The 25,723-nt window shown below is 61.3% G+C and carries 30 protein-coding genes; 10 read left to right on the top strand and 20 right to left on the bottom strand.

The features are described from left to right. Positions 1-75: 75 nt before the first annotated feature. From rsmD to PSH90_RS25045, 3 genes are read right to left on the bottom strand one after another with little or no spacing between them, the layout of a single operon-like run. Positions 76-678 carry a 16S rRNA (guanine(966)-N(2))-methyltransferase RsmD gene (gene rsmD, locus PSH90_RS25055; protein WP_041476826.1) on the bottom strand — a complete coding sequence of 201 codons (603 nt, stop codon included), beginning with the start codon at positions 676-678 and terminating at the stop codon, positions 76-78. Beyond that, complete coding sequence (locus PSH90_RS25050; RefSeq protein ID WP_305381692.1) at positions 678-2,168, bottom strand: pitrilysin family protein; 1,491 nt, start codon at positions 2,166-2,168, stop codon at positions 678-680. Before PSH90_RS25050 ends, rsmD begins: the two co-directional genes overlap by 1 nt. Continuing rightward, positions 2,161-3,516: a pitrilysin family protein gene (locus PSH90_RS25045; protein WP_041476824.1), complete on the bottom strand. Its 1,356-nt coding sequence runs from the start codon at positions 3,514-3,516 to the stop codon at positions 2,161-2,163. Before PSH90_RS25045 ends, PSH90_RS25050 begins: the two co-directional genes overlap by 8 nt. Before the next feature lie 608 nt (positions 3,517-4,124). Between PSH90_RS25045 and ftsY the strand changes: the two genes are divergently transcribed. From ftsY to rpoH, 4 genes are all read left to right on the top strand, one after another. Further along, positions 4,125-5,615 (top strand): signal recognition particle-docking protein FtsY, encoded by a 1,491-nt coding sequence (gene ftsY, locus PSH90_RS25040; RefSeq protein ID WP_305381690.1) that lies wholly within the window; start codon positions 4,125-4,127, stop codon positions 5,613-5,615. Then, the gene (ftsE, locus tag PSH90_RS25035; protein ID WP_016772715.1) at positions 5,612-6,283 is read left to right on the top strand and encodes a cell division ATP-binding protein FtsE; all 672 of its coding nucleotides are present in this window, start codon (positions 5,612-5,614) and stop codon (positions 6,281-6,283) included. Before ftsY ends, ftsE begins: the two co-directional genes overlap by 4 nt. Continuing rightward, positions 6,280-7,305, top strand: a complete 1,026-nt coding sequence (gene ftsX, locus PSH90_RS25030) for a permease-like cell division protein FtsX (protein ID WP_016772716.1) — start codon at positions 6,280-6,282, stop codon at positions 7,303-7,305. Before ftsE ends, ftsX begins: the two co-directional genes overlap by 4 nt. A gap of 115 nt (positions 7,306-7,420) precedes the next feature. Beyond that, the gene (gene rpoH, locus PSH90_RS25025) at positions 7,421-8,275 is read left to right on the top strand and encodes an RNA polymerase sigma factor RpoH (RefSeq protein WP_016772717.1); all 855 of its coding nucleotides are present in this window, start codon (positions 7,421-7,423) and stop codon (positions 8,273-8,275) included. A 179-nt stretch (positions 8,276-8,454) separates the two neighbouring features. Here rpoH and mtgA read toward each other — a convergent pair whose 3' ends face one another. Then, a complete protein-coding gene (gene mtgA / locus PSH90_RS25020) occupies positions 8,455-9,177 on the bottom strand; it encodes a monofunctional biosynthetic peptidoglycan transglycosylase (RefSeq protein WP_056786362.1) in 723 nt (240 codons plus the stop codon). 74 nt (positions 9,178-9,251) lie between these two features. Between mtgA and PSH90_RS25015 the strand changes: the two genes are divergently transcribed. The 4 genes from PSH90_RS25015 (at position 9,252) to trmB (ending at position 11,495) form a co-directional block, all read left to right on the top strand. After that, on the top strand, positions 9,252-9,632 hold the full coding sequence (locus PSH90_RS25015) for a DUF423 domain-containing protein (RefSeq protein WP_056786365.1): 381 nt from the start codon (positions 9,252-9,254) through the stop codon (positions 9,630-9,632). 71 nt (positions 9,633-9,703) lie between these two features. Next, a complete protein-coding gene (thiS, locus tag PSH90_RS25010; protein WP_052392133.1) occupies positions 9,704-9,904 on the top strand; it encodes a sulfur carrier protein ThiS in 201 nt (66 codons plus the stop codon). Between the two features lie 61 nt (positions 9,905-9,965). Next, positions 9,966-10,760 carry a thiazole synthase gene (locus PSH90_RS25005; protein WP_041476820.1) on the top strand — a complete coding sequence of 265 codons (795 nt, stop codon included), beginning with the start codon at positions 9,966-9,968 and terminating at the stop codon, positions 10,758-10,760. 9 nt (positions 10,761-10,769) lie between these two features. Next, the gene (gene trmB / locus PSH90_RS25000) at positions 10,770-11,495 is read left to right on the top strand and encodes a tRNA (guanosine(46)-N7)-methyltransferase TrmB (RefSeq protein ID WP_024014663.1); all 726 of its coding nucleotides are present in this window, start codon (positions 10,770-10,772) and stop codon (positions 11,493-11,495) included. Positions 11,496-11,624: 129 nt separating this feature from the next. Here the strand turns inward: trmB and PSH90_RS24995 are convergent, their stop codons facing one another. The 10 genes from PSH90_RS24995 to PSH90_RS24950 form a co-directional block, all read right to left on the bottom strand. Continuing rightward, on the bottom strand, positions 11,625-12,173 hold the full coding sequence (locus PSH90_RS24995) for an RNA 2'-phosphotransferase (RefSeq protein ID WP_305381689.1): 549 nt from the start codon (positions 12,171-12,173) through the stop codon (positions 11,625-11,627). Between the two features lie 139 nt (positions 12,174-12,312). Continuing rightward, positions 12,313-12,636 carry a DUF3392 domain-containing protein gene (locus PSH90_RS24990; protein ID WP_008083808.1) on the bottom strand — a complete coding sequence of 108 codons (324 nt, stop codon included), beginning with the start codon at positions 12,634-12,636 and terminating at the stop codon, positions 12,313-12,315. Between the two features lie 22 nt (positions 12,637-12,658). Beyond that, positions 12,659-13,864, bottom strand: a complete 1,206-nt coding sequence (gene hemW / locus PSH90_RS24985; RefSeq protein ID WP_056786374.1) for a radical SAM family heme chaperone HemW — start codon at positions 13,862-13,864, stop codon at positions 12,659-12,661. Further along, complete coding sequence (gene rdgB, locus PSH90_RS24980) at positions 13,861-14,457, bottom strand: RdgB/HAM1 family non-canonical purine NTP pyrophosphatase (RefSeq protein ID WP_024014661.1); 597 nt, start codon at positions 14,455-14,457, stop codon at positions 13,861-13,863. The genes hemW and rdgB overlap by 4 nt, the downstream gene beginning before the upstream one ends. Then, positions 14,454-14,888, bottom strand: a complete 435-nt coding sequence (locus PSH90_RS24975; protein WP_305381688.1) for a DUF4426 domain-containing protein — start codon at positions 14,886-14,888, stop codon at positions 14,454-14,456. Before PSH90_RS24975 ends, rdgB begins: the two co-directional genes overlap by 4 nt. Positions 14,889-14,914: 26 nt before the next feature. Continuing rightward, on the bottom strand, positions 14,915-15,535 hold the full coding sequence (gene metW, locus PSH90_RS24970; RefSeq protein WP_056786380.1) for a methionine biosynthesis protein MetW: 621 nt from the start codon (positions 15,533-15,535) through the stop codon (positions 14,915-14,917). Between the two features lie 7 nt (positions 15,536-15,542). Next, positions 15,543-16,682, bottom strand: a complete 1,140-nt coding sequence (locus PSH90_RS24965) for a homoserine O-acetyltransferase (protein WP_024014658.1) — start codon at positions 16,680-16,682, stop codon at positions 15,543-15,545. A gap of 252 nt (positions 16,683-16,934) precedes the next feature. Continuing rightward, a complete protein-coding gene (locus PSH90_RS24960; protein WP_016772729.1) occupies positions 16,935-17,525 on the bottom strand; it encodes a YggT family protein in 591 nt (196 codons plus the stop codon). Between the two features lie 11 nt (positions 17,526-17,536). Continuing rightward, positions 17,537-18,355, bottom strand: coding sequence for a pyrroline-5-carboxylate reductase (proC, locus tag PSH90_RS24955; protein WP_122698586.1), 819 nt, complete (start codon positions 18,353-18,355; stop codon positions 17,537-17,539). A 23-nt stretch (positions 18,356-18,378) separates the two neighbouring features. Further along, positions 18,379-19,065 carry a YggS family pyridoxal phosphate-dependent enzyme gene (locus PSH90_RS24950; RefSeq protein ID WP_305381687.1) on the bottom strand — a complete coding sequence of 229 codons (687 nt, stop codon included), beginning with the start codon at positions 19,063-19,065 and terminating at the stop codon, positions 18,379-18,381. 56 nt (positions 19,066-19,121) lie between these two features. Between PSH90_RS24950 and PSH90_RS24945 the strand changes: the two genes are divergently transcribed. Next, complete coding sequence (locus PSH90_RS24945) at positions 19,122-20,156, top strand: type IV pilus twitching motility protein PilT (protein ID WP_041476813.1); 1,035 nt, start codon at positions 19,122-19,124, stop codon at positions 20,154-20,156. A 150-nt stretch (positions 20,157-20,306) separates the two neighbouring features. On the opposite strand, the gene PSH90_RS24940 is transcribed toward PSH90_RS24945, so the two are convergent. Then, the gene (locus PSH90_RS24940) at positions 20,307-20,924 is read right to left on the bottom strand and encodes a C40 family peptidase (RefSeq protein WP_016772733.1); all 618 of its coding nucleotides are present in this window, start codon (positions 20,922-20,924) and stop codon (positions 20,307-20,309) included. A 248-nt stretch (positions 20,925-21,172) separates the two neighbouring features. Between PSH90_RS24940 and PSH90_RS24935 the strand changes: the two genes are divergently transcribed. Continuing rightward, positions 21,173-21,607 carry a TM2 domain-containing protein gene (locus PSH90_RS24935; RefSeq protein ID WP_016772734.1) on the top strand — a complete coding sequence of 145 codons (435 nt, stop codon included), beginning with the start codon at positions 21,173-21,175 and terminating at the stop codon, positions 21,605-21,607. Between the two features lie 83 nt (positions 21,608-21,690). Here the strand turns inward: PSH90_RS24935 and PSH90_RS24930 are convergent, their stop codons facing one another. The 5 genes from PSH90_RS24930 to PSH90_RS24910 all read right to left on the bottom strand — a co-directional run bounded on the left by PSH90_RS24930 (position 21,691) and on the right by PSH90_RS24910 (position 25,588). Continuing rightward, positions 21,691-22,962 (bottom strand): dihydroorotase, encoded by a 1,272-nt coding sequence (locus PSH90_RS24930; protein ID WP_071172226.1) that lies wholly within the window; start codon positions 22,960-22,962, stop codon positions 21,691-21,693. Then, complete coding sequence (locus PSH90_RS24925; RefSeq protein ID WP_016772736.1) at positions 22,959-23,963, bottom strand: aspartate carbamoyltransferase catalytic subunit; 1,005 nt, start codon at positions 23,961-23,963, stop codon at positions 22,959-22,961. Before PSH90_RS24925 ends, PSH90_RS24930 begins: the two co-directional genes overlap by 4 nt. 27 nt (positions 23,964-23,990) lie before the next feature. Next, entirely contained in the window at positions 23,991-24,497 is a 507-nt protein-coding gene (gene pyrR / locus PSH90_RS24920) for a bifunctional pyr operon transcriptional regulator/uracil phosphoribosyltransferase PyrR (RefSeq protein WP_016772737.1), read from the bottom strand. Positions 24,498-24,578: 81 nt separating this feature from the next. Further along, on the bottom strand, positions 24,579-25,016 hold the full coding sequence (ruvX, locus tag PSH90_RS24915; RefSeq protein ID WP_041476809.1) for a Holliday junction resolvase RuvX: 438 nt from the start codon (positions 25,014-25,016) through the stop codon (positions 24,579-24,581). Continuing rightward, positions 25,016-25,588, bottom strand: coding sequence for a YqgE/AlgH family protein (locus PSH90_RS24910; protein ID WP_016772739.1), 573 nt, complete (start codon positions 25,586-25,588; stop codon positions 25,016-25,018). Before PSH90_RS24910 ends, ruvX begins: the two co-directional genes overlap by 1 nt. Positions 25,589-25,723 lie beyond the last annotated feature (135 nt).

Below are 25,723 nucleotides of genomic sequence, written 5' to 3'. Positions count from 1 at the left end.
GCAACCACTGTGGCGGACTGCGAGGCACTGGGTGCGGTAACTATCTACCGCACGCTAAAGCGCAGTGCGGATGGTTCAGGCGCTGCGCTGCCACAACGCGTAATACACACGACCGGATTTCTGTTCACGATGCAGGCGCCAGTTGCCCGGCAGGCCCAGCGTCGATGGCGCTGTTTCGCTTTCCGTGTAGATCCACGAATCGGCCGCGAGCCATTGGCGCTCTTCCAGCAAAGTACAAACCGCTGGTAACAGGTTCTGGTTGAACGGCGGGTCGAGGAACACCAGATCGAACGGCGTCGCGGCCTGGGTTTCCAGGTAGCGCAGCGCGTCGGCGGTTTGTACTTGGCCGTTGCTGCAACGCAACGTGCCGAGGTGTTCCTTCAGACTGGAAACCGCAACGTTGCTGGCGTCCAGCGCCTGGGCCGTGGCCGCGCCTCGGGACAGCGCTTCGAGAAACAGCGCGCCGCTGCCGGCGAACGGGTCGAGCACTTTCGCCCCTTCGACATAGGGCGCGAGCCAGTTGAACAGGGTTTCACGCACGCGATCCGGGGTCGGGCGCAGGCCCGGTGCGTCGGGGAAGCTCAGCTTGCGGCTGCGCCACTGGCCGCCAATGATGCGCAGCTGATTGACGCCGTTGTGCACGTTTTGCACAGGTTTTTTCGGTGCTCGAGTGGCCATTAATGCTCCGGAACCCCGAGCGGTTGCTCGGCAGGTTTATCAGATGGGGCCGGTAACGGCTTTTGCGGCACGGTCGGGCCAGCGGTGACGATGACCATTTTCTCCGTGCTCAGGTGTTTGTTCAGCGCAGCGCGGACCTGCTCTACGGTCAGGCTCTGCGACTGACGCATGAAATCGTCGAGATAGCTCAGCGGCAGATTATAGAAGCCCATGGCGCCCAGTTGGCCAACGATGTCGGCGTTGCTCGCGGTAGACAGCGGGAAGCTGCCGGCCAGTTCGCGCTTGGCATCGTCGAGTTCTTTCTGTGTCGGCCCGGTTTTCAGGTAGTCGGCGAGCACGTCCTGCACCAGTTTCAGGGTGCCTTCGCTCATCTCGGCGCGGGTCTGCAGGTTGATCATGAACGGGCCACGGGCCTGCATCGGGCTGAACGCCGAATACACGCCGTAGGTCAGGCCACGCTTTTCGCGCACTTCGCTCATCAGGCGCGTACCGAAACCACCGCCGCCGAGGATCTGGTTGCCCAGCGACAGCGCGGCGTAATCCGGATCGTCGCGATCGATGCCCAGTTGCGCGAGCATCAGGTTGGTCTGTTTCGACGGAAACTCGATGTGGTTGACACTGGCCTTCGGTTCCTGAGGTGCGGCGATTTTCGCCAGTGCCGGGCCTTTCGGCAGGGCCGAGGAGACCTGATTGGCGATCGCCTCGGCTTCGGCTCGCGACAAATCACCAACCAGCGCAATCACCGCATTGCCGGCGGCGTAGGCCTTGGCATGAAACTCGCGCAATTGCGCGACGGTGATCTTCGGCACGCTCTGCGCATTGCCATCGCTGGAATGCGCGTACGGGTGATCGCCATACAGACGCTTCATCAGCTCCAGGCTGGCGAGTTTGCCGGGGTTCTGTTTCTGATATTCGAAACCGGCGAGCAGTTGGTTCTTGATGCGCGCGAAGGAATCGGCGGGGAAGGTCGGTTTGCCGACCACATCGGCGAACAGCTTCAACGCCGGTTCACGCTGCTCAGGTGCGCTCAGGCTGCGCAGCGAGGCCAGCGCCATGTCCTTGAACGCACCGTTGCCGAAGTCGGCCCCGAGACCTTCAAAGCCCTGGGCGATGGCGCCGACGTCTTTGCCGGCGATGCCTTCGTTGAGCATGGCGTTGGTCAGCACCGCGAGGCCGGGCGCGTTGCCATCCTGGCTGCTGCCTGCGGCGAAGATCAGGCGCATGTCGAACATCGGCAGCTCATGCGCTTCGACGAACAGCACTTTCGCGCCTTCAGCGGTGTTCCAGGTCTGCACATCGAGCTTGCGGCTGGCCGGGGCCTTGCCGTCGAGTTCGGCCAGCGATTGCAGTTTCTGGCTGGACTTGGCGTTATCCAAGGCTTCGCTGGCGTGGCTGTCAGCGCCGGGCGACAGATACACAGCCGCCGAGCCGATCACCGCGACAGCAATCAGGCCAAGCAGCATCAGGCGTGGGGTTTTGCGCTCACTCATGAGTCGTCTCCAAAGGCAGGACGTGGGCGACGCTGAGACGTTCGCGGGTGAAATACTTTTTCGCGGCGTTCTGGATGTCTTGCGGGGTCACGCTTTCCAGATCGGCCAGTTCGGTGTCCATCAGCTTCCACGACAGACCGACCGTTTCCAGTTGACCGATCGCGGTGGCCTGGCTGGTGATCGAGTCACGCTCGTAGACCAGGCCGGCGATGACTTGAGCGCGGACGCGTTCCAGCTCTTCGGCAGACGGCGCGGTGGTTTTCAGTTGCTCAAGCAGTTTCCACAAGCCGGCTTCGGCCTGGGCGATGGTCTTTTTCTTCTGCGTATTTGGCGTGGCCGACAGGGTGAACAGGCTGTCACCACGGGTGTAGGCGTCATAGTCCGACGAGCCGCCGGAGACCAGCTCTTCGCCACGTTCCAGCTGCGTCGGGATGCGCCCGCTGTAGCCGCCATCGAGCAGCGCGGAGATCAGGCGCAGGGCGTTGACCGAGCGTTTGTCTTCAGCGGTAGCAATGCTCGGCACGTTGAAGCCAAGCATCAGGCTCGGCAGTTGGGTCTGCACGCGCAGGGTGATCTGGCGTTCGCCGGGCTCGGCCAGTTCCAGCGGTTTTTTCGCCGGTGGCACGTCGCGTTTGGCGACCGGGCCGAAGTAGCGCTGGGCGAGGGTTTTCACTTCGTCCGGAGTGACGTCACCGACCACCACCAGCGTGGCGTTGTTCGGCGCGTACCAGGATTGGTACCAGTGGCGCAGTTCCTCGACTTTCATACGGTCGAGGTCAGCCATCCAGCCGATGGTCGGCGTGTGATAACCGCTGGCCGGGTAGGCCATGGCCTTGTAGCGCTCGTAGGCCTTGGACATCGGCTTGTCATCGGTGCGCAGGCGGCGCTCTTCCTTGATGACTTCGATTTCCTTGGCGAACTCGTCGGCCGGCAGGCGCAGATTGGCCATGCGGTCGGCTTCCAGCTCAAAGGCCACGCCGAGGCGATCGCGGGCCAGCACCTGGTAATAAGCAGTGAAGTCGTCGCTGGTAAAGGCGTTCTCTTCGGCGCCAAGGTCGCGCAGGATCAGCGAGGCTTCGCCGGGGCCGACTTTTTCGCTGCCCTTGAACATCATGTGCTCGAGCGCGTGGGACAGACCGGTCTGCCCCGGAGTCTCGTAGCTGGAGCCGACCTTGTACCAGATCTGGGAAACGACCACCGGCGCACGATGGTCTTCGCGCACGACGACCTTGAGGCCGTTGTCGAGGGTGAATTCATGGGTCGGTTGCGGGTCGGCCGCCAAGGCCGAAAGGGGCAGGCAGACTGCGCTGAGCAGCAGGCCAGCAGCGCGGCGGGCTAGAGCATTCATTCGTTTTTCAACCTGTTGGGCTGCCCGCTTGGTCTTAGCGTCGGCGGGCGAGAGGTAGGGCGTGTCATTGATCATTACCAGTACCGCGCCGGCGCCTGATAGTGTGCAGGGCAAGGCGCGAGGAGTGTGGTTTGGTTGTTCCAAATAAACTCCGAGCAACGCAGCCCTGCACACTATCAGGCCCGGCCCTCCGGGTGGCGCCTGAAAACGGGCCATACTGCGTTGCAGTCCTTGGCAAGGAAAGCACATTCCCTGCGGCCTGCGCCTTGTCTGGCCCGTTTTCAGGCGGCCACGCGGTACTGGTAATGATCAATGACACGCCCTAGGATACTGATCCGTTTTACTGGCGGCCACGCCTATCAGGCTTCAGGGTTTGATAAGGCTGTATAGGTTCGCGGCGAAAAGCTGTGTTTTTCCCACTAAACTCCGCGTTTTCGCCGATCTTTGCCGGTTTAGATCAACGTTAATACGATCCTTGAGGTGCCTTCGGTGCCTCGACAAAATGTTGCGCGTGAACAAGCTGGGTGAAACACAGTCTGTTCTGCATCGAATATTTATTTGCCGGGGCGCCCTGTTGGCGCGTCGCTACCGTGAGATAGCCGTCCTCCATGTTTGGTTCCAACGACGACAAGAAGAGCCCAGCTGCGGCTGGCGAGAAGAAAAGCCTGTTCGGATGGCTGCGGAAGAAACCGCAGGAACCCGTCGTCGAACAGCCGCCCGCGATTCCTGAGCCGGCCCCTGCGCCTGCACCTGCACCTGTAATAGAAGAAGAGCCGGCGCCGATTGTGCTGCCGATCGCCGAGCCGGTGCTGCAACCGGAGGTTGAGGCCGAGCCCGAAACGCCGGCCGCTGCCGAGTTGCCGCTGACGCCCGCCGCCGAGCCGTGGCTGACCTTGCCGGTGGCAGAAGAGCCGGTCGCGCTGGTTGAAGAAGCAGCGCCGCATGTGACTCCAGTGATTCCTGCGCCGGTTGCCGAGGTGGCTGCGCAGCCTGTGCCTGAGCCGGTTGCCGAGCCAGCGCCGATCATTTCTGAACCCGCCGCCCCGGTTGTTCCGCCATCCGAGCCTGAGCCCGCACCGCTTGCCGCTGCGCCAGTTGTCGCTCCGGTCGTGCCGGTCGAAGTCCCTGTAGAAGCGCCAGTCGAAACCCCGCGCACCGAAGAAACCAAAGCCGGTTTCTTCGCCCGCCTCAAGCAAGGCCTGTCGAAGACCAGCGCCAGCATCGGCGAGGGCATGGCCAGCCTGTTCCTCGGGCGCAAGACCATCGATGATGACCTGCTCGATGACCTCGAAACCCGACTGCTGACCGCCGACGTCGGTGTCGAGGCTACGACGCAGATCATTCAGCGTCTGACCCAGAAGGTTGCTCGCAAGGAACTGGCCGACGCCGACGCTCTGTATAAATCTCTGCAGGCTGAACTGGCAGCGATGCTCAAACCGGTTGAACAACCGCTGAAAATCGCCTCGCAGAACAAGCCTTTCGTGATTCTGGTGGTCGGCGTCAACGGCGCCGGCAAAACCACCACCATCGGCAAACTGGCGAAGAAGCTGCAACTGGAAGGCAAGAAAGTCATGCTCGCCGCTGGTGACACCTTCCGTGCTGCGGCGGTAGAGCAATTGCAGGTCTGGGGCGAGCGCAACAAGATTCCGGTGATCGCTCAGCACACCGGCGCCGATTCCGCTTCGGTGATCTTCGACGCCGTGCAAGCGGCCAAGGCCCGTGGCATCGACGTGCTGATCGCTGACACCGCCGGTCGTCTGCACACCAAAGACAACCTGATGGAAGAACTGAAAAAGGTTCGCCGGGTGATCGGCAAGCTCGACGCCGACGCGCCGCATGAAGTGCTGCTGGTGCTCGACGCCGGTACTGGCCAGAACGCGATCAACCAGGCCAAGCAGTTCAACCAGACCGTCGAACTGACCGGCCTGGCGCTGACCAAGCTCGATGGCACTGCCAAGGGCGGGGTGATTTTCGCCCTGGCCAAGCAGTTCGGCCTGCCGATCCGCTACATCGGCGTCGGTGAAGGCATCGACGATTTGCGTACCTTTGAAGCCGAACCCTTTGTCCAGGCACTGTTTGCCGAGCGGGAGCGTTCATGATTCGTTTCGAACAGGTCGGTAAACGCTACCCGAACGGTCACGTCGGCTTGCATGAGCTGAGCTTTCGAGTCCGTCGTGGCGAGTTCTTGTTTGTCACCGGCCACTCCGGTGCCGGTAAATCCACGCTGTTGCGCCTGTTGCTGGCAATGGAACGGCCGACCAGCGGCAAATTGCTGCTCGCCGGGCAAGACCTGAGCACTATCAGCAACGCGCAGATTCCGTTCCTTCGCCGACAGATCGGCGTGGTGTTCCAGAATCACCAGTTGCTGTTCGATCGCACGGTGTTCAACAACGTCGCCTTGCCGCTGCAGATTCTCGGCCTGTCGAAAGTCGAGATCGCCAAGCGCGTCGATTCGGCGCTGGAACGCGTGGCGCTGTCGGATAAATCCGATCTGTACCCGGGCGACCTGTCCACCGGTCAGCAACAGCGCGTCGGCATTGCCCGCGCCATCGTCCACCGCCCGGCCTTGCTGCTGGCGGACGAACCGACCGGTAACCTCGACCCGCGTCTGGCCGCCGAAATCATGGGTGTGTTCGAAGACATCAACCGTCTGGGCACCAGCGTGCTGATCGCCAGTCACGATCTGGCACTGATCGCGCGCATGCGTCATCGCATGCTGACCCTGCAACGCGGCCGCCTGATCGGCGACGGGGAGGCCGGGGTATGAGTGCGACACGCAGTCCGAAGGTTTCCGAGCGCGTGGCCCCGAAGGCCGCCGATCCGCAACCGCAGAAAAAGAAAAAGCACGACGATGACGACGGCCCGGACTTCGCCACGCTGTTTCGCGCCTGGATCGAAAGCCATCGCGCCAGCCTGCTCGACAGCCTGCGCCGTCTCGGCAAACAGCCGATCGGCAGCTTCTTCACCTGCATGGTGATGGCCGTGGCGTTGAGTCTGCCGATGGGGCTGTCGCTGTTGCTCAATAACGTCGAACGTCTCGGCGGTTCCTGGCAGCGCGCGGCGCAGATTTCCCTGTACCTGCAACTCGACGCCAGCCCGGAGCAAGGCGAAGCGCTGCGTGAGCAGATCAAAGGCATGCCGGGCGTCGCTGATGCCGAATATGTCGGCCGCGATCAGGCGCTGGAAGAATTCCAGCAGCAGTCCGGCCTGGGCGAGGCCCTGCGTGAGCTGCCTGACAACCCTTTGCCGGGTGTGGTGCTGGTGACACCGAACGAAGTCGACAAGCCGACACTCGAAGCATTAAGACAAAAACTTTCCGAGCTGCCGAAGGTACAACAGGCGCAACTTGATCTAGTCTGGGTCGAGCGTCTGGCCGCCATCCTCAAGCTTGGCGACCGATTTGTCTTCGGTCTGACGGTGTTGTTGGTGTCTGCATTACTTTTGGTGATAGGCAATACCATTCGTCTTCATATTGAAAACCGCCGCACCGAGATAGAAGTGATTAAACTCGTCGGCGGCACTGACAGTTATGTGCGCCGCCCTTTCCTTTATATGGGCGCGTTGTATGGCTTCGGTGCAGGGCTGTTGTCCTGGGGCGTATTGGCGTTCGGCCTCAACTGGCTGAACGATGCGGTGGTCGGACTGGCCGGCTTGTACGGCAGTGATTTCGCCCTGGCCGGTGTGCCAGTGGCCGACGGTCTGTCGCTCTTGCTTGGCGCGGTGCTGTTGGGTTATATCGGTGCATGGATTGCAGTCGCACGTCATCTCAGGGAGCTGGCGCCGAAGTAGAATCTTTTTTGCGCGTGATTGACCTTGCGGTTTTTATGGGAACTTGTACCTGAGTTCCCGGTCAATTTTTCGCAGTGCCGAGAGGCACGAGTATGTGAGTGGGAGGTTTTTTCGTATGACCAATTCTTTGCAACCTGCGTATGCGTTGGTTCCGGGTGCGAACCTGGAAGCCTACGTGCACACCGTCAACAGCATTCCATTGCTGACGCCGGAGCAGGAGCGTGAACTGGCCGAGAGTCTCTACTATGAGCAGGATTTGGGGGCGGCTCGGCAGATGGTGCTCGCCCACCTGCGTTTTGTCGTACACATTGCCCGTAGCTATTCCGGCTACGGTCTGGCTCAGGCTGACCTGATCCAGGAAGGTAACGTCGGCCTGATGAAGGCCGTCAAGCGCTTCAACCCGGAAATGGGTGTGCGTCTGGTGTCGTTCGCCGTGCACTGGATCAAGGCGGAAATTCACGAGTTCATCCTGCGCAACTGGCGCATTGTGAAAGTCGCGACCACCAAGGCCCAGCGCAAGCTGTTCTTCAACCTGCGCAGCCAGAAGAAGCGCCTGGCGTGGCTGAATAACGAGGAAGTCCACCGTGTGGCGGAAAGCCTTGGCGTCGAACCACGTGAAGTGCGCGAGATGGAAAGTCGTCTGACCGGTCACGACATGGCCTTCGACCCGGCTGCCGAAGCCGACGACGACAGTGCTTTCCAGTCTCCGGCCAACTACCTGGAAGACCACCGGTACGACCCGGCGCGTCAACTGGAAGATGCCGACTGGAGCGACAACTCGAACACCAACCTGCACGAAGCACTGGAAGTGCTGGACGAGCGCAGCCGTGACATCCTCTACCAGCGCTGGCTGGCGGAAGAGAAAGCCACGCTGCACGATCTGGCGCAGAAGTACAACGTGTCGGCCGAGCGAATCCGTCAGCTCGAAAAGAGCGCGATGAACAAGCTCAAGTTGTCGATCGCCGCTTAACTGGCGAATCCGCAATAAAAAACGCCCCGATCAGCGATGATCGGGGCGTTTTCATTTCTGTTTCAACACAAATCCCTGTGGGAGCGAGCCCGCTCGCGAAAGCGGTTTATCAGTGTCATCAATGCAAGCTGACACACCGCTTTCGCGAGCAGGCTCGCTCCCACATTGGAATTTCGGTGTTATTCAGCCCAAGGCGCCCGCCGCGAATCGTTCAGCCCGAGCAAGTAACTGTCCCCGCCCAACTGACTCATCTGCTGCCGAATCCACCCAGCCCGGCGCGATACATAACCGGTCGGATGACTCGCGCTCCACACCCGTGGATTGGGCAGTACGGCAGCCAGATAACTCGCCTGCTGGCGCGACAACGACTTTGCGCTCACACCAAAGTGATGGCGGGCCGCCGCTTCAGCGCCAAATACGCCGTCATCCCACTCGACGCTGTTCAGGTACACCTCGAGAATTCGCTGCTTGGGCCAGAACACCTCGATCAGCGCGGTAAACCACGCCTCCAGGCCTTTGCGCAGATAACTGCGGCCCGACCACAGAAAGAGGTTTTTCGACACCTGTTGGCTCAAGGTGCTGGCACCGCGAATCGAACCGCCCAGTTCGTTGTGGGCCAGAGCAGCCTGAATCGCGCGCAGATCGAAACCCCAGTGCTCAGGGAATTTCTGGTCTTCGCCGGCAATCACCGCCACTTTCAGGTCATCGGAGATCTCGTTCCACGGTTTCCAGCTGCGCTGCAGGTCAATCGGCTCGCCGTCGACCCAGGATTCGACCTTGCGCTCGACCATCAACGCCGTGCCCGGCGGTGGCACAAAGCGAAACACCAGCACCAGCAAGACACTGCCGCCGGCGAACCAGAGCAGGGCCTTCGTGAGACGACGGAAAATTGAACGCAGCATAGAGATGGCTTGGCCGAACCCGTGGAGCGGGCCATTATACAGACCCTGCCGATGGCGTCTGACTGGAGTTCCCCATGCTGCGTGGCTTTTTGATGCTGGCCGCTTTTTTCGGATTCACCGGTGTTGCGCTGGGCGCGTTTGCCGCCCACGGCCTGAAAAACCGCCTGACGCCGGAATACCTGACGATCTTCCACACTGGCGTCACCTACCAACTGGTGCACACGCTCGCACTGTTCGGCGTTGCGCTGCTGGCCACGCAGATTCCAGGGCGGCTGGTCACTTGGGCCGGCGTGTCCTTCACCGTCGGCATTGTGTTGTTCTCCGGCAGCCTGTATCTGCTGACCACCACCGGCATCAGCAAGCTCGGCATCATTACCCCTTTTGGTGGCCTCGCGTTTCTCATCGGTTGGGTTTGCCTCGGCCTCGCCGCCTGGCGCTTGCAGCTAACCGCTTGACGCTTGGTACTGACCTTTAGGTCATGATCGGGCTAGAATGCCAGCCCCTAAAAATGATGGCGGCGTTGTGCATGCGCATTCAGTTGAACGGTGAGTCCTTTGAACTGCCCGACGGTGAAACCGTTGCGGACCTGATCACCCGTCTGGATCTGACCGGACGTCGGGTGGCGGTCGAGCTCAATCTGGACATCGTCCCGCGCAGCCAGCATGCCGACACCACGTTGAACGACGGCGACAACGTCGAAGTGGTCCACGCCATCGGCGGCGGCTGATTGTCCCGGCCCGCAAGGGCACAGAATTCTGCAAGACCCTCACCCTTAAAGAGGATTCCCCATGAGCATCGTTCGTAGCGACAAGCCTTTTGTGCTGGCCGGTCGTACTTACCAGTCGCGTTTGCTGGTCGGTACCGGCAAGTACCGTGACATGGAAGAAACCCGCCAGGCCATCGAAGCCTCGGGTGCCGAAATCGTCACCTTCGCCGTGCGCCGCACCAACCTGGGCCAGATCGAAGGCGAGCCGAACCTGCTCGAAGTGCTGTCGCCGGATCGCTATACCTTCCTGCCGAACACCGCCGGTTGCTACGACGCCATCGAAGCCGTGCGCACCTGCCGCCTGGCGCGTGAGCTGCTCGATGGCCACAATCTGGTGAAGCTGGAAGTGCTGGCCGACCAGAAAACCCTGTTCCCCAACGTGATCGAAACCCTCAAGGCCGCCGAAACCCTGGTCAAGGAAGGCTTCGACGTGATGGTCTACACCAGCGATGACCCGATTATCGCTCGCCAGTTGGCGGAAATCGGCTGCATCGCCGTGATGCCGCTGGCCGGTCTGATCGGCTCCGGTCTGGGTATCTGCAATCCGTACAACCTGCAGATCATCCTTGAAGAAGCCAGGATCCCGGTGCTGGTGGATGCCGGTGTCGGTACCGCTTCCGACGCGACCATCGCCATGGAACTGGGTTGCGACGCCGTACTGATGAACTCGGCCATCGCCCACGCCCAGCAACCGGTCATGATGGCGCAAGCCATGCAGCACGCCATCGTCGCCGGTCGCCTGGCATACCTCGCCGGCCGCATGCCGAAAAAACTTTATGCCAGCGCCTCTTCGCCGCTGGATGGTCTGATCAAGTAAGAGCCATTGATGACTGAATCGAACGACACGCCTGTCCAGCCGGACGAAGGCGACGAGCGCCAACACCGCCGCATCAAGAGTTTCGTGATGCGCGCCGGGCGCATGACCGAAGGCCAGCAACGCGGCCTGGATCAGGGCGCGCCGCTGTATGTGCTGCCGCTGGCCGATGCGCCGGTCGATTACGACCAGGTGTTCGGCCGTTCGGCGCCGCGCTCGCTGGAAATCGGTTTTGGCATGGGCCATTCGCTGCTGGAAATGGCCGCGGCCGCTCCAGAGCAGGATTTCATCGGTGTTGAAGTGCACCGTCCGGGTGTTGGCGCGCTGCTCAATGGCGTGTTGACCCAAGGGCTGACCAACCTGCGGGTCTACGATTGCGACGCGATCGAAGTGCTCAACCGCTGCATCGCCGACAACAGCCTCGATCGCCTGATGCTGTTTTTCCCGGATCCGTGGCACAAGAGCCGCCACCACAAGCGCCGCATCGTCCAGGCCTCGTTCGCCGAACTGGTGCGCAGCAAGTTGAAGGTTGGCGGCATTCTGCACATGGCCACCGACTGGGAGCCGTACGCCGAGTACATGCTGGAAGTGATGAACGTCGCCCCCGGCTACCGCAACCTTGCCGAAGACGGCAAATGCGTCCCGCGCCCGGCCGAACGCCCGATCACCAAGTTCGAACGCCGTGGCGAACGCCTTGGCCATGGCGTGTGGGATTTGAAGTTCGAGAAGATCGCTTAAGCATCACGCAAAAAAAACTGTGGGAGCGAGCCTGCTCGCGAAAGCGGTCTGACGTTCAACGATGATGTTGGATGTCAAGACGCCTTCGCGAGCAGGCTCGCTCCCACAATTGTTTTGTGTATGAGGAGATTACAGGGGGGCAAGAAATCGAGCGGGCACCTGCTCTGTCAACCAGACGCCATTTTCGGCCTGATGGAACTTGAAGCCCTGTTCTTCCATCTGCTTCGCGGCAACCTTCAGAACGACTGGCGTTCCGTAGCGTTGACCCACGGCCGACGCGGTGGCGATTTCGTCGGACAGATGCACCTGATGGCGTTGTCCTGGAATCAAGCCTTGTCTGTGGATCGAGTCGAGAAAACGCGTCGCTGTTCCGTGGTAGAGCGTTTGCGGTGGCTGTTTCTGCTCGAATTGCAGATCAACGCTTTTCGTCGAGTGGCCTTGAACAGCGCGTATACAGTGGCCATCAGCGGAAATCGTAAAACGCTTCTTGTCACTGCTGGTCACGACGTTTTCAATCAGCTCACGACTTAAATGCCTGCCATCACGCGCCGCGCCGCTGATCAGTGCTTCGATATTTGCCCAGCCTTCCGAATTCAGATTCAGTCCGATCGCCTGAGGCTCGTGACGCAACACGAAGCTAAGAAATTTGCTCGTCTCATCCAGTAGTTTTTTACTCATGAACTTCCCTTTCATTGCGATCAACTGTGGGAGCGAGCCTGCTCGCGAAAGCGGTCTGACAATCAACGATGATGTTGGATGTCAAGACGCCTTCGCGAGCAGGCTCGCTCCCAAATTTTGTTTTGGGGTGTTTGCGGGGTCAGCGGCGATCAGCAACCACACCGATCAACACCAGTACCACCAGCAGCACCGGCGCCAGGCTGTAGTTGTTGAACTGGCTCAGGCCTTTGATCACCCATGGCGTGGCGTAGATCAGCGCGGCGCCGCTGCCGATCAGGCAGAGCAGGGCCATCAGGGGCACGCGCAGGGCGCCGGCGATGCTGCCCAGGCGTTGCTCGACCCAGCCTTTGAAGTCAGCGCCGAACAGCACCAGCAGGCAACCGACCAGCGCCAGGGCGATTTCCGAGAGATTGCTGCGGCTCCAGCGGGAGACGGTGGCCAGCAGGTCGAGTATCAAATCCATGCGTTTTCCCTTTGAGCTGAAGTCAGTTCAGAAATTGTTGCAGCAAATCGTTGAGGAACAGTTGGCCGCGTTCGGTCGCCGCCAGGCGTGACGGTTCGACCTGCAACAGGCCGCTTTGTTCGGCTTCGCGCCGGCCTTCGGCGAGGGTGTCCAGCGACAGGCCGGTGCGCTCCGGATACAGGCGCGATTCGACCCCGGCAGTCAGGCGCAGGGCGTTCATCAGGAACTCGAACGGCATCTCGTCATTGCTCAGCGATTTCTCGCCGGCCTGAAAGCTTTTCGCCGGGTTCAGATAATCCTTCGGCAGGCGGGTTTTCCATGTGCGCACGATGCGCCCGTCCGGGTGGCTCAGCTTGCCATGGGCGCCGGCGCCGATGCCGATGAAGTCGCCGAAGCTCCAGTAATTGAGGTTATGCCGCGCCGGTCGACCGGCCTGGGCATACGCCGACACTTCGTACTGCGCGTAACCGTGCTCGGCCAGCAGCGCCTGACCGGCTTCCTGAATGTCCCACAGGGTGTCGTCTTCCGGCAGCACTGGCGGCTGATTCCAGAACACCGTATTGGGCTCCAGCGTCAGTTGATACCAGGAAATGTGCGTCGGTTTCAGCGCAATGGCCTGGCGCAGATCGCTCAGGGCATCGTCCAGCGACTGATCGGGCAAACCGTGCATCAAGTCCAGGTTGAAGTTATCGAACCCGGCCTGTCGCGCCATGCCCGCCGCACGCACGGCTTCGTCACCGTTGTGGATGCGGCCAAGGGCCTCAAGCTTCTCCTGCTGAAAGCTCTGGATACCGATCGATAGCCGATTGATCCCCAGCTTGCGATAGGCGACAAACTTCTCCTGCTCGAAGGTGCCCGGGTTGGCTTCCAGGGTGATTTCGATGTCGGCGGCGAACGGGATGCGCTGCTCGACACCCTTCAACAAACGCCCGAGGGCTTCGGCGCTGAACAGGCTCGGCGTCCCGCCACCGAAGAAAATCGAGGTCAGCTCACGGCCATACACCGCATGCAGATCCTGATCGAGATCGGCCAGCAGCGCGTCGACGTATTCCTGCTCCGGCAGCACCGGGCTGGCGGTGTGCGAGTTGAAATCGCAATACGGGCATTTGCGTACACACCACGGAATGTGGATGTACAGCGCCAGGGGCGGCAGGGTTGGCAGCGGCGCCCGAGGCGAGGACGCGGCGCCGCCGATAATCAGCGACGACGCGGAAGAATCAGTGGTCATTTCAAGCCCAGACGCTGGCGCAGCAGATCCATTGCACGGGCGCGGTGGCTGATCTGGTTCTTGTCGGCCGGGCTCAGTTCGGCGCTGGAGCAGTCGCGCTCCGGCACCCAGAACAGTGGGTCATAACCGAAGCCGTGCTCGCCGCTGGCAGCGGTGAGGATGCGCCCGTGCCACAGGCCTTCGCAGAGAATCGGCAGCGGATCATCGGCGTGGCGCACCAGTGCCAATACGCAGACGAACTGCGCGCCGCGCTCGGCTTGCGGTACGTCCTTCAGCGCATCGAGCAGTTTGGCGTTGTTCGCCGCATCGCCCTGGCCGTCGGCGTAACGCGCCGAGTAGATACCCGGCGCACCGCCAAGGAAATCCACCGCCAGCCCGGAATCATCGGCCAGTGCCGGCAGCCCGGAAATACGCGCGGCGTTGCGCGCCTTGAGAATCGCGTTCTCGACGAACGACAGGCCGGTTTCTTCCGGCTCGACCTTGCTCCATTCGCCAATCGAGCGCAGTTGCACCGAGTCACCGAGCATGGCCTGAAGTTCTTTGAGTTTGCCGGCGTTATGGCTGGCCAGTACGAGCTGCTTGATGTTCATCATTCGCCGGGAAAGAGTTCTTGGTTGAAGTTGATGGTGTTGATCTTGTCGCCGTTCTGCACCTTGACTTCAAAGGTGCGGGTTTCCTGCTGCGGCACCGGGTACTGGGCGATGTAGTAGATCGCGCCCTGTTCGGTGACCTGGCGGAATTTCAGCGCCACGCTGTTGCTGGTCAGGTCCTTGATCGTGCCGGTGACGCTGGCGATCACCGGTTTGCCGTCCTTGACCACCGAAACATTGATCACGCCCTGGTTCTTGCTGCGGATCAGCTCGGCGGCCTTGGCGATGTCCGGTTGCAGGAACGTCGAGTTGAAGGTGTTGTAGTGCACAGTGATGTCGCCGAAGGTTTCCTTGCGCTCACCTTTGATGACGTCCGCCGCCATGGTGCTGGCGCTCAGGCAGGCGGTGAATAACAGCAACGCTAGACGGCTCATGTTCGTGCTCCTTCAAATGCCCTGGCTCAGACCGCGACTCGGGCGTCCGCCAACTGCGGACTGCTGACGCGGTAGATACCGATTTCACCTAACAGATTAGGCCATAGCTTACTGGCCCACCCGTGGCGGTGCTGTTGATCCACGGCAAGCCGATCAATGACCTTGGCGTCACGTTCGCGGCACAGCTCTTCGAAATCCTCGAAGGTGCAGAAGTGAATGTTCGGCGTGTTGTACCAGGTGTAAGGCAGGAATTCCGAGACCGGCATGCGGCCCTTGCTCGCCAGGTACCAGCGGCAGCGCCAGTGGCCGAAGTTGGGGAAGGTGATGATGCACTGACGGCCGACCCGGAGCATTTCGTCGAGGATCTTGTCCGGGTAATGCACCGCTTGCAGGGCCTGGGTCATGACGACGATGTCGAAACTGTTGCTGGCAAAATTGCCCAGGCCTTTGTCCAGATCCTGCTCGATGACGTTGATGCCCTTGGCCACGCACTCGGCGATGTTGTCGGCGTCGTTTTCCAGGCCATAACCGGTGACGTTCTTGTTGTCGCGCAGCCAGGTCAGCAGCTCGCCGTCACCGCAACCCAAGTCGAGGACGCGGCTGCCGGCGGGGATCCATTCCTGGATGATTTCCAGATCAGCTCTCATGGCTTTCTCACAACGAAATGCGGTTCATGTAATTGCCGAACGCCTGCAAGTAACGCGGGATCGGAATCAGGAAGGCGTCGTGGCCCTGCGGTGCGTCAATTTCCAGATAACTGACGTCCTTGCGCGCGGCCATCAGCGCATCCACCAGTTCCCGCGAGCGCGCCGGGGAGAAGCGCCAGTCGGTGGTGAACGACATCACGCAGAACTTGGCCGTGGCGTTTTCGAAGGTTTTCGCCAGATCATCGTCGAAGTTCGCCGCCGGATCGAAGTAGTCCAGCGCTTTGGTCATCAACAGATAAGTGTTGGCATCGAAGCGCCCGGAGAACTCTTCGCCCTGATAACGCAGGTAGCTTTCGACCTGGAACTCGACACTGTGGAAGTCGTAGTTGAGCTTTTCGCTCTTCAGGCCACGGCCGAATTTCTCACCCATGGAGTCGTCGGACAGATAGGTAATGTGCCCGACCATGCGCGCCAGCATCAGCCCGCGCTTGGGGATCACGCCGGCTTCCTGGAACGAACCACCGTGGAATTCCGGATCGGTGAGGATCGCCTGGCGCGCGACTTCGTTGAAGGCGATGTTCTGCGCCGACAGTTTTGGTGCCGAGGCGATGGCCAGGCAGTGCCGCACGCGATCGGGGTAGGTGATGGTCCACTGCAACGCCTGCATGCCGCCGAGGCTGCCGCCGATCACCGCCGCCCACTGGCCGATGCCGAGCAGGTCAGCAAGGCGCGCCTGGCTGTGCACCCAGTCTTCCACGGTGAGCACCGGGAAGTCGGCGCCGAACGGCTTGCCGGTCTCCGGGTTGATACTGCTCGGGCCGGTGGAGCCGTTGCAGCCGCCGAGGTTGTTCAGGCTGACCACAAAGAACTTGTTGGTGTCGATCGGCTTGCCGGGGCCGATGCAGCTGTCCCACCAACCGGGCTTGCGGTCGTCGACGCTGTGATAACCAGCGGCGTGATGATGACCGGACAGCGCGTGGCAGATCAGCACGGCGTTGCTCGCCTGGGCGTTCAGCGTGCCGTAGGTTTCATAAATCAGGTCATAAGCGGCCAGCGAACGGCCACAGGCCAGCGTCAGCGGTTCGCTGAAATGCGCGGTTTGCGGCGTTACCAGACCAACAGAATCGGCGGGAAAGGCAGTTGGCATCGACCCTGCTCTCGTTGAAATGAGGCGTAAGTCTAAAGACCGTGGGGGGTAGCGGCAAGCGGCCCTCACCCTAACCCTCTCCCGGAGGGAGAGGGGACTGACCGCGGCGATCTTCAGAGTGATGCTGACCTGAGATATCGAGTCGAACTCAGGCCTTGAAAACAACCCGATCGGCTCCCTCTCCCTCGGGAGAGGGCTGGGGTGAGGGGCGCAGGCGACGCCGACATCAAGACGAGCGCCCATCCCCCGACCTCACATCAGCAAACGCAGAATCTCCGGCATCATCGTCATCGCCGCCAGATTGTTGATCACCAGCATGTCGATCAATTTCAGCGCAAGGAAGGCGAAGATCGGCGACAGGTCCAGGCCGCCGAGGTTCGGCAGGAAGCGGCGGAACGGTGCCAGCGCCGGCTCACAGATCTGGTTGACCAGTTCGGCGCCCGGATTGTGGCTGCCCGGTGCGACCCACGACAGGATCACGCTGATGATCAGGGCGAAGAAGAAGATCTTCAGGAACAGTGCAGTGACGCCGATCAGCGACCAGATCACCAGTTGCAGCGGGTTGCCAGTGGTGCCGTAGGTCAGCAGCAGGGTCAGCGCCATCAGCAGCAGTTGCACCAGAATCGCCAGCACCAGCGACGACATGTCGAGGCCGAACAGGCTCGGGATGATCCGGCGCAAAGGCTTGAGCAGCGGCTGAGTGGCCTTGACCACGAACTGGCACAGCGGGTTGTAGAAGTTCGCCCGCACCAGTTGCAGGACGAAGCGCAGCAGCACGATCAGCAGGTACAGGCTGCCGAGGGTTTGCAGCACGTAAACCGCTGCGGTGTTCAATCCGATCATGTAAGGCTCCTTTATTTGCCCAGTTGTTCGGCCATTTCGGCCGAGCGGTGCGCGGCGGCGCCGAGTGCGGTTTCAACCAGCGCTTCGAAGCCGCCAGCCTGGAATGATTTGATCGCAGCTTCCGTGGTGCCGTTTGGCGAGGTCACGCGGCGACGCAGTTCGGCGGCGTCGACATCGCTGGACACCGCCATGTGCGCGGCGCCCAGAGCAGTCTGCACGGTCAGTTGCTCAGCGATCTCTTTTGGCAGGCCAAGTTTGACGCCGGCGGCGGTCATCGCTTCGATCAGCAGGAAGAAGTACGCCGGGCCGGAGCCGGACACTGCGGTGACTGCGTCCAGTTGCTGCTCCTCGTCCAGCCAAAGGGCGATGCCGACGGCGGACAGCAGCTCTTCGGCTTGCTGACGCTGCTCGGCGGTTACTTCGCTGGTCGCGTACAAACCGCTGACACCCTGACGCAGCAGCGCCGGAGTGTTCGGCATGCAGCGCACGATCGGCTGCTCGCCGAGCCATGCAGTCATGCTCGCGCAGGTGATGCCGGCGGCGATCGACACCACCAGTTGGTTCGGTTTGAGGCTCGGGCGAATCGCCTCGCACACGGCTTTCATCGCCTGTGGCTTGACCGCCAGGACGATGACATCGACGCCGTCGATGGCCTGGGCGTTGTCAGCGAAGGTTTCGATGCCGTGTTCGGCGCTGACCTTGGCACGGGTGTCTTCGCCCGGATCGCTGGCGCGGATCTGCGCCGCTTCCAGACCTTTGGCGCGCAAGCCGCCAATCAGACTGGCCGCCATGTTGCCCGCACCGATAAACGCAATACGTGTGTTGCTCATGTGTGGTCCTTATCTGGAAACGTTCAAGGCTGGGAATAATCTCTGGCGCCAAACAGCGCGGTACCGATTCGCACCCAAGTGGCGCCTTGGGCGATGGCTGACTCGAGGTCGTGGCTCATGCCCATGGACAGTGTGTCGAGCGGCAGAGCGAGGCTCGCCTGCAATGTCTGCACGGCGGCGAAGGCAGCGTCCTGTTCGGCGCGCTCCTCGGTCGGCTCGGGAATCGCCATCAGTCCGCGCAGTTTCAAGCGTGGCAACGCGCTGATGGCCTCGGCCAGCGCTGGCAGATCGGCCGGGGTGCAACCGGATTTGCTCGCCTCGCCGCTGACATTGACCTGAATGCAGATGTTCAGTGGCGGCAGTTCGGCCGGGCGTTGTTCGGACAGGCGTTGGGCAATTTTCAGACGATCCACGGAGTGCACCCAGTCGAAATGCTCGGCAATCGCGCGAGTCTTGTTCGATTGAATGGGGCCGATGAAGTGCCAGATCAAGGGCAGGTCGGCCAGCTCCAGCTGTTTGCCCAAGGCTTCCTGCAAGTAGTTTTCGCCGAAGTCGCGCAGGCCCGCCGCATAGGCTTCCCGCAGGGCCTGAGCGGGTTTGGTCTTGCTCACGGCGAGCAAATGGATGCTGTTTTCGTCGCGGTGCGCAGCTTTGGCCGCTGCCTGGATGCGCGAACTAACCTGAAGGATGTTGTCTGCTATCGTGGACATCAAGAGGCGCCGGCGGTCTGTAGGTTCGCGGCATTCTACTGGAATTGAGGGACGCTATGGATATCACTGAACTGCTGGCCTTCAGCGCCAAACAGGGCGCTTCCGACCTGCACCTGTCGGCCGGCCTGCCGCCGATGATCCGTGTCGATGGCGACGTGCGACGGATCAATCTGCCGGCGCTGGATCACAAGCAAGTGCACGAGCTGATCTACGACATCATGAACGACACCCAGCGCATCGAATTCGAGAAAAATCTGGAAACGGATTTTTCCTTCGATGTACCCGGCGTGGCACGCTTTCGGGTCAATGCATTCAACCAGAACCGTGGCGCTGGCGCCGTGTTCCGCACTATTCCGTCGAAAGTGCTGAGCATGGAAGACCTCGCCATGGGCGATGTTTTCCGCAAGATCACGGACGCGCCGCGCGGGCTGGTGCTGGTCACCGGGCCGACCGGCTCCGGCAAATCGACCACGCTGGCGGCGATGATCGATTACCTCAACACCCATCGCCATCACCACATCCTCACTATTGAGGACCCCATCGAGTTCGTCCATGAATCGCGCAAATGCCTGATCAATCAGCGCGAAGTCCATCGCGATACGCGCAGCTTCGCCACCGCGCTGCGCTCGGCCTTGCGTGAAGACCCGGACGTGATTCTGGTCGGCGAAATGCGTGATCTGGAAACCATTCGCCTGGCGCTGACCGCCGCCGAGACCGGGCATCTGGTGTTCGGCACCCTGCACACGACCTCGGCGGCGAAGACCATCGATCGCGTGGTTGACGTGTTTCCCGGAGACGAGAAGTCGATGGTCCGTTCGATGCTGTCGGAGTCGTTATTGGCGGTGGTGTCGCAGACATTGATCAAGAAGATCGGCGGCGGGCGGGTGGCGGCGCACGAAATCATGCTCGGGACATCGGCGATTCGTAACCTGATCCGCGAGGACAAGGTGGCGCAGATGTATTCAGCGATTCAGACCGGTGGGTCGTTGGGGATGCAGACACTCGATATGTGCCTGAAGGATCTGGTGACCAAGGGCCTGATCAGCCGCGAGCATGCACGGGAGAAGGCGCGCACCCCGGATAATTTCTGAGGGTCGCTGGTGCGGCTGCCGGCCCCTTCGCGAGCAGGCTCGCTCCCACATCAAACCGTATTCCTTCAGCTGGAATGCATTCTTCTGTGGGAGCGAGCCTGCTCGCGAAAAGGCCGGTACTGCTGAAGCTGATTCAGGAGATCAAACAGCTCAGCGCTGGACTACGCGCATCTGCTGTTGTTCTTTCGGCAACACGCGTTTGGCGACGACGTAATGCTTTTCCCAGTACGGCTTGTTCAGCGTGTCGATGCTCACCGCTTTGCCACGGCGCGGGGCGTGGATAAAGCGATCATTGCCCAGGTAGATGGCAACGTGGTTGACCCGACGGCTCTTGATGTTGAAGAAAATCAGATCGCCCGGCTTCAGATCCTTGCGCTCGACTTTCTCGCCGTGACCGCTGGCCATGGCGTTGGAGGTGCGTGGCAGGTCGAAAGTAGCGTCGTTGAACGCGTATTTCACCAGACCGCTGCAATCGAAGCCTTTACTTGGGCTGCTGCCGCCCCAACGATAAGGTGTACCGAGGACGTTTACCGCACGGCTCAGCACATTGCTGCTTTCCTTGCTCGCCATCGGTGGCACCAGCTTGCTGCGGCTCTTGCTGCTCAGCGTGGTGGTCTTGCTCTTGCTGCTTTTGCTCGAGGGAGCCGAAGCATGGGATTTAGGGGTGAAGCCGTTGACGTTGGGAAGACGTTGCTCACGATTGGTGGCGTGGGCGGCCAGTGGCATTAATAGGCAAATAGTCAGCCATGTCTTGAAAAATGGTCGCATTAGGCGTGGCTCATAAGTGATAGCGCGCAACTTTATAACAGCTTTTTTTGCCGTTCCGAGGCCGTTCATCGATTCATTCGGCTGGCTACGGAACCAAAAACGCTCAAAAAGTACGCAATTGTCCGACAGAAGTCAGGTTCTATAAGGGTTTCGCGCTAGCAACGGTAACATTTGCCATACGTCGGCCACCTGTAAAAAAGTCACAAAGAAATGAAGAATATTTATCTATCGAGTGCAATGAGGTCTTAATGAACAGCTATCAGCTACCCCGCGTGAAAGAAAAAGACACTCACAGCAAAGTCATCGGCTACCTGCTGTGGATTTTCGGATTCACCGGCGCGCACCGCTTTTATTACGGCAAGCCGGTGACCGGAACGATCTGGTTCTTCACCTTCGGTTTGCTGGGGATTGGCTGGCTGATCGACCTGTTTCTGATCCCGGCGATGGATCGCGAAGCGGATTTGCGCTTTGCTGCCGGGCCGATCGAGTACAACGTCGCGTGGATTCTGCTGACTTTCCTCGGTGTGTTCGGCGTACACCGGATGTATCAGGGCAAATGGATCAGCGGCTTGCTGTATCTGCTGACCGGCGGGTTGTTCTTTATTGGTGTGCTGTATGACTTCTGGACCCTGAACGATCAGGTGTCGGTGCGCAACGCGCAGAATCGCGGCGCCTTCCAGTAAGCTTTCGCGAGCAGGCTCGCTCCTACAGGAATCACCGCAATACCTGTGGGAGCGAGCCTGCTCGCGAAGGGGTCAACTGGCTATCAAGCCTGGTGCGTAATCCGCCCATCTACCAGCGTATAGCGCACCACGCCCGGCAGACTGTGGCCGATGAACGGGCAGTTCTCGCCCTTCGACAGCCAGTGTTCACCGGCCACCGTCGAAGACTTCGGATCGAACAGCACGATATCCGCCGCGCCGCCTACCGCCAGTTTGCCCGCCGGCAGGCGGAGGGCTTCGGCCGGGCCTGCGCTGAGACGTGCCAGCAGCGTCGGCAAGTCGAGCAAACCATCCTCGACCAGCGTCATCGCCAGCGGCAGCAGCAACTCAACACTGCTAATGCCCGGCTCGGTCGCGCCGAACGGTGCCAGTTTGGCGTCGCGCTCGTGGGGCTGGTGATGGCTGGAGATCGCCGAAACCACCCCGGATTTCACCGCTTCCCGCAGGCCATCGCGGTCGGCACGGGTGCGCAGCGGCGGTTGCACGTGGTAGAGGCTGTTGAAGTCGATCAGCGCTTCGTCAGTCAGGATCAGCTGATACAACGCAACATCCGCCGTTACCTTCAAGCCACGGGCCTGGGCCTGGGCAATCAGCGCCACACCGCGTGCACTGGTCAGCTGGCTGAAATGCGCACGCACGCCGGTCTGCTCGACCAGCAGCAGATCGCGAGCCAGCGCCACGGTTTCGGCGGTTTCCGGGATGCCCGGCAGGCCGAGGAAACTGGCGACCGCGCCTTCGTGGGCCAGACCGCCCTCGGCCAGATCGTGGTCCTGCGAGTTGAAGATCACCGTCAGGTCGAAAGTCGCCGCGTATTCCAGCGCCCGGCACAGGGTGCGGCTGTTGCGGAAGCTCTCCAGACCGTTGCCGAACGCCACGCAACCGGCGTCGCGCAGGGCCACCAGTTCGGCCAGTTGCTCACCGTCCAGACCTTTGCTCAGCGCGCCGATCGGGAACACCTTGGTGTTGCCGGCTTCGCGGGCGCGGTCGAGGATCAGTTCGGCCACGGCGGATGTGTCGAGCACCGGCTTGGTCTTCGGCGGGCAGCACAGGCTGGTCACGCCACCGGCAGCGGCGGCGCGGGTTTCGCTGACGATCGAGCCTTTGCGGCTGTAGCCCGGCTCGCGCAGGGCAACGTTGAGGTCGACCAGGCCAGGCGCGGCTACCAGGCCTTGAGCATCGATGGTTTCTACTGCGCTGAAACCGGCCGGTGCGGCGCCGAGGGCGACGATCTTGCAAGCTTCAACGTGGATGTCGGTGATTTGATCCAGGCCGCTGCTGGGATCGATGACGCGTGCGCCGAGAATGCTGAGCTTCACTGGGCGTTCTCCTGCTCGAATTGACGTTGCGCAGTCTGCCCGCTCATGGCCATGGACAGCACGGCCATACGAATCGCGATGCCGTAGGTCACTTGATTGAGGATCACCGAGTGCGGGCCGTCGGCCACCGCCGATTCGATCTCCACGCCACGATTGATCGGCCCCGGGTGCATGACGATGCAATCGGGTTTGGCCCCGGCCAGACGCGCGGTGGTCAGGCCGAACAGGCGGTAGAACTCGCCTTCGCTGGGCAGCAGGCCGCCGGTCATGCGCTCGCGCTGCAGGCGCAGCATGATCACCACGTCGACGTCTTTCAGGCCTTCAGCCATGTCGGTGTAGACCTTGACGCCGTATTGCTCGATGCCGATCGGCAGCAGGGTTTTCGGCGCGATCACGCGGATATCCGGGCAGCCAAGGGTTTTCAGCGCGAGCATGTTCGAGCGCGCCACCCGCGAATGCAGGATGTCGCCGACGATCGCCACCGAGAGGTTTTCGAAACCGCCCTTGTGCCGACGGATGGTGAGCATGTCGAGCATGCCTTGGGTCGGGTGCGCATGCCGGCCGTCGCCGCCGTTGATGATCGCCACCTGCGGGCAGACATGCTCGGCGATGAAGTGCGCCGCGCCCGAGTCGCCGTGGCGCACGACGAACATGTCGGCAGCCATCGCTTCAAGGTTGCGCAGGGTATCGAGCAGCGTTTCGCCCTTGCTCGCCGACGATGTCGACACGTTCAGGGTGATCACGTCTGCCGACAACCGTTGGGCCGCCAGTTCAAACGTGGTGCGGGTGCGCGTGGAGTTTTCGAAGAACACGTTGCACACGGTCTTGCCGCGCAGCAACGGGACTTTCTTCACCGCCCGGGCACCGACTTCAAGGAACGAGTCGGCAGTGTCGAGGATTTCCGTCAGCAACTCGCGGCGCAGGCCGTCGAGCGAGAGGAAGTGGCGCAGCTGGCCCTGATCATTGAGCTGCAGCGGGCGCTTGGTATCTAGAGGCGTCATCGCGAGGGGGACTCTCAATAGGGCGGATTAAAGGGTGACGTCTTGCAGTTCGAGCGTCAGCGGCTCGGGGCCGGACAACTTGACCCGCTGGTTGCCGGCCAGGGTCAGGGTGGCGCCGACCACGTTGGGGCGGATCGGCAGCTCGCCGGCGTCCAGGTCCAGCAGGCAGACCAGGGTGACGCTGGCCGGGCGGCCGTAATCGAACAATTCATTCATGGCGGCGCGGATAGTCCGACCGCTCATCAGCACGTCGTCGATCAGCACCAGATGCTGGCCTTCGATCTCGAAGGGCAGGGCGGACGGGCGCACTTGCGGGTGCAGGCCATTCTGGCTGAAGTCATCGCGATAGAAGGACACATCCAGCGTGCCCAGTGGCGCATCGCTGTTCAGTTCCTTGAGCAGCGCCTGCGCGACCCAGATGCCGCCGGTGCGGATACCGATGTAACGCGGTTCGCTGATGTCACGCTGGGCAAGGTGCGCCTTGAGGCGGGTCGCCATCTGGCTGATCAGATCGGCGGGATTGGGCAGGCTCATGGTTGCTCCTTCGTGATTCCGCGCTGCGTCCTGCTGGACGAAGCTCGGTTTATAACCAAAAGAAAAGCGCCGAAGCGCTTGTCAGGATTCAAACAATGCAGTGTTTTCATCGAGCCAGCCCTGCAGCAGCAGGGCAGCGGCGATGGCGTCCACCGGGTTGTCGCGGTAACTGCCTTTCTGCCCGCCACGCACCAGTCGCTCGCCCTTGGCTTCGAAAGTGGTCAGGCGTTCGTCGTGGGTATAGAAGGGCAGGTTGTAGCGGCCGTTGAGGCGGCGGGCGAATTTCTCGGCGCGTACGCACATGTCGCTGGGCGTGCCGTCCATGTTCAGCGGCAGGCCGACCACCACGGCGTCGGGTTTCCATTCTTTTATTAGCGCTTCGACCTGATCCCAGTTCGGCACGCCGTTCTGCGCTTTCAAAGTGCACAGCTCGCGGGCCTGGCCGGTGATGACCTGGCCGACCGCGACGCCGATCTGTTTGGTGCCGTAGTCGAAGCCGAGAATCAGGCGCAGGGCCATCAGGCGTGACCTGCCTGGCTGGTGAGCAGATTGAGATCGATGCCCAAGTGCCGCGCTGCCGCTTCCAGGCGCAATTCGCTGCGGGTGTTGAACAGTATGTCGGCGTTGAAAGGGCAGGTCAGCCAGGCGTTGTCGGCCAGTTCGGCTTCCAGTTGCCCGGCTTCCCAGCCGGCGTAACCGAGGGTGATCAGGCTCTGCGCGGGGCCGACGCCGTCAGCGATGGCGAACAGCACGTCCTGCGAAGTCGACAGGGCCAGGTCGCCGTCCAGCTGCGCCGTGGCCTGGAAGGTCTGGCCCGCCGGGTGCAGGACGAAACCGCGATCGGTCTGCACCGGCCCGCCGATGAAGATCGGCACATCCTGGCAGCGTGCCGGCGGCTCGATGTCCGGGCGCAACTGTTCGAGGATGTCGGCCAGGTTCAAGTCTTGCGGCCTGTTGACCACCAGCCCCATCGCGCCATTGGCCGTGTGCTCGACGATGTAGGTCAAGGTGTGGGCAAAGTTCGGGTCGGCCATGTGTGGCATGGCGATCAGGAAGTGATGCTTGAGGTAGCTGGGGCTGACGTTTTTCATGAGCGCTAGTGTGGCGTCGCAAGGGCGAACTGACAAGCTGAGGCTTTAAAAGATCGCAGCCTTCGGCAGCTCCTACAGGGTGTACGCAGGCCCACTGTAGGAGCTGCCGAAGGCTGCGATCTTTTGATTTTGCTC

The organism is Pseudomonas sp. FP1762, assembly GCF_030687105.1.
Lineage (GTDB): Bacteria > Pseudomonadota > Gammaproteobacteria > Pseudomonadales > Pseudomonadaceae > Aquipseudomonas > Aquipseudomonas siliginis.
This window is presented reverse-complemented; position numbering and strand designations above follow the sequence as displayed.